This is a genomic window from uncultured Roseibium sp. (assembly GCF_947499295.1).
Lineage (GTDB): Bacteria > Pseudomonadota > Alphaproteobacteria > Rhizobiales > Stappiaceae > Roseibium.
This window is the reverse complement of record NZ_CANMNP010000075.1, coordinates 1-2801: the sequence shown is the minus strand read 5'-3', so window position 1 is coordinate 2801 and position 2801 is coordinate 1. Positions and strand designations below refer to the sequence as shown.

At 40.2% G+C, this 2801-nt stretch carries 2 protein-coding genes; both read right to left on the bottom strand.

From position 1 onward, the window contains the following. Positions 1–67: 67 nt before the first annotated feature. On the bottom strand, positions 68–1738 hold the full coding sequence (locus Q0835_RS29600; protein ID WP_298967030.1) for a polysialyltransferase family glycosyltransferase: 1671 nt from the start codon (positions 1736–1738) through the stop codon (positions 68–70). Beyond that, positions 1735–2703, bottom strand: coding sequence for a glycosyltransferase family A protein (locus tag Q0835_RS29595; RefSeq protein WP_298967027.1), 969 nt, complete (start codon positions 2701–2703; stop codon positions 1735–1737). The genes Q0835_RS29600 and Q0835_RS29595 overlap by 4 nt, the downstream gene beginning before the upstream one ends. Positions 2704–2801 lie beyond the last annotated feature (98 nt).

The window sequence follows — 2801 nt, the reverse complement described above, 5'->3', positions numbered from 1 at the left end:
TTCAAGTGGGGCTGATCACAAGCGCATTAAGCGGGGGGGGGCAAATCAAGACTATGTATAAAACGTCTTAAATCTTGAAATTAAACAAGCCAAAGAACCTTTTTTTAAACTTTAATAACAATTCAAAGTAAGTATTTTTATGTATACTGGTATATTTATTTTTTGATGCTTCATCTGGACGCGAACTATAGTGTAGCTTTAACGCCCTAGAATAGGGGAGCTTGTATTTTTCATCGATTTTGTCAATCGAGTTAGTCAAAATGCCAACATGCTTGCTTGAGGTTGGTGTAGAAAGTACCGCTTTTAAACTAACCAAAAAAGCTAGTTCATGTTGTCCTTCATCGTAAAGAAGTGAAGACTTATTAATAGGCGATTTCTCTTGAAGAACTTCCTTCTCAAATCGACGAATATTGTTGTTCTCCGAAAAACCAGAAGAAAAGACGTTGCCATTGAGTTCAGATATGATTTGCCGCTCATAAGCTTCTTTCGACATGAGCGGACAATCCAATATCCTCGCCAAAACACAGGGAGACGGCTCACCAAAGGATTCTCTGAAGGTAGCGATTAGCTTAACTCGCGAAGCATAACACGGCGCTAAAATTTCTGGCTGCATTGAGGCAGCAATAACATCAATGGCCGTTTGTAGCGTTTGTTGTTTACTAGTGGTTCTACCCGTTTCGATATCGTCGAAAACCATCCCTATTAGTGCGGCGGGAATTCTGTTAGAGTTTTCATAGGGAGTTAATTTATCGAGAAAATATTCTGTTCTAAAGCTGTAACAGGGGATGCCGAATAGTCTATTAGCCGTTGCGAGGCCAGTTGAAAAAACACTTACTATGAACAATGGTTTCGAGTGTAGTAATAATTCCTCAAAAATATGTAGTGAATTTAAGAAGCTAAATTCTATAGCTTGTTTATTCAGCTTGGCCTCAAGTCTATGAAGAAGACCCGACGAAAAAGTTGGGTGAGGCTTGAAGAAAACTCGTTTCCGGCCTCCTAGCTCAAAACTTTTTTTAATAGCTTGAAAGTACAAGTCTATTTCTTCTTCATTCGTACAGAGGCCTAAGCCGGAAATATATTGACCCAAAACAACCGGACATCCATCAAAGTTTTTGGAACTATCTTTTGACAACCGAAGTTGTGAAATAGAATTAATTAACTCCAACAATCTATCACAGTTTAAGGCGGTAGTAGTTACCCCGAATTCACGTAGAAGGTTTGGTTTCAGACCAGGAATAAGGTCCAAGTAAAAAACTTTTTTTATCCTAGAGCCAATATTCGCAGGTAGTCTGTTTCGTGTCGGGCCAAAAGTCATCAGACCGTCGGAATAGATAAAAATATTTTCTCTTGAGAACAGCTCGCATAGCGTTTTTGCTGGAGGAATCTGAATTGATTCCACTAGCAGTTCAATTTTGTCTTTGGAACGAACACCAATCGACCTACTAAATACATTCCGATAGGAAAATCTTTGAATATCAGAACCGGGCGACGTCCATTTGTGCGGGTGCAAAGGAGCAATCAGTTCATTCAAGAAGTAGAAATTCGTGAAATATTTAGTCAAAGGTTCTTTGTTGGCTTTCACATAGTCCCATAGTTGATGTTCAATCTCTGGGTTTGTATTGTGTTCGCTGACCAAGAGAACTTTTTCTGTGTGTGATTTAAATGCCGCGTCCGCTTCTAGTGTTGAAATGAGGTTTAATAACCCGAATTTTGTGGAGACCTCGCAAATAAGCATCATAGGAGCTCCTTGATGATTTTCTTCCTCTCAGGTTCAATCATTTGAATAGCGTAGGAAAGTTGGCTCTGAGGTAGTTTTCGGAGAAATATTCTCGATCTTTTTCTCAATTCACTGACTACATCTTTATTTAGTCGATCTTTTTTACTAATATGATGGCAAATAAGGGCTAAACTTTGCCGAATTGCTTTCGGCAGGTGCTCGGAGTATTTGTTTTGAGTAACAAAGTTAATAATATTAAGCATTGCTTCCAGGAAATCCAGTTGTCGAAGATCACCTATTTCAGTTAGCGCTTCGGGGCTATGTTCTCTTCTATAAAAAATACCGGCTTCTTCTACAATACACATCTTCTTAGCGAGCAATTGAGTTTTCCAATTAACAATCCTATCTTCTGCTGTAGCCAGCTCATCGTAATAAATATTGTTTTTTTTGAAGAAATCGACTGAATATGCGCCTGCCCACATTTGCGGGTGGTCAACCATGCCTAACTCATTTACTGACTTAATAGCCAACTGGGGCGGAAACGGTCGATGAGTAACCGCGAATGGAGCTCTTACAATTTTTCGGTAGGAGCCCCTGCATTCGGTGTAGTGACACCTAACGAAGTCTATGCTGTCTTGGAAGTTAAAACCGGCAATAAGAGCATTGTAAAAGGAATTCGATACCCAATCGTCGGCATCTAACGGTGCGAAAATTGCAGTTTCAACCTTTTCTATTGCAATATTTCTCGAAATGCCTGCCCCGAGCGAGGCGGAATTCGTCACTGTCACGGTCTGTTTATTCGTCTTTTCAAATTGCCTTATTACTTCAGCCGTTTTGTCCTCCGAGCAATCATTTACTATTATACAACTCGCGCCCCTCTCAAGGGTGGGGACTAAGCTGCTCAACGTGAAAGCAATTGTTTTTTCAGCGTTCTTTGCCGTTATGACAATTGTCAGATCATGGAGTTGGTATCTAGATTTCGACAAGGGGGCCTCCGCTTCTTCATGAAACTGGGACTAGTGCTGACGAGAGATAGACGGTTTTTAACAATTGTAAATCGATTTTCTGATCAGCCCCACTTGAG

Coding starts and splice junctions, on each gene's coding strand:
- Q0835_RS29600 (WP_298967030.1), bottom strand. CDS start 1,738: ATGATGCTTATTTGCGAGGTCTCCACAAAATTCGGGTTATTAAACCTC.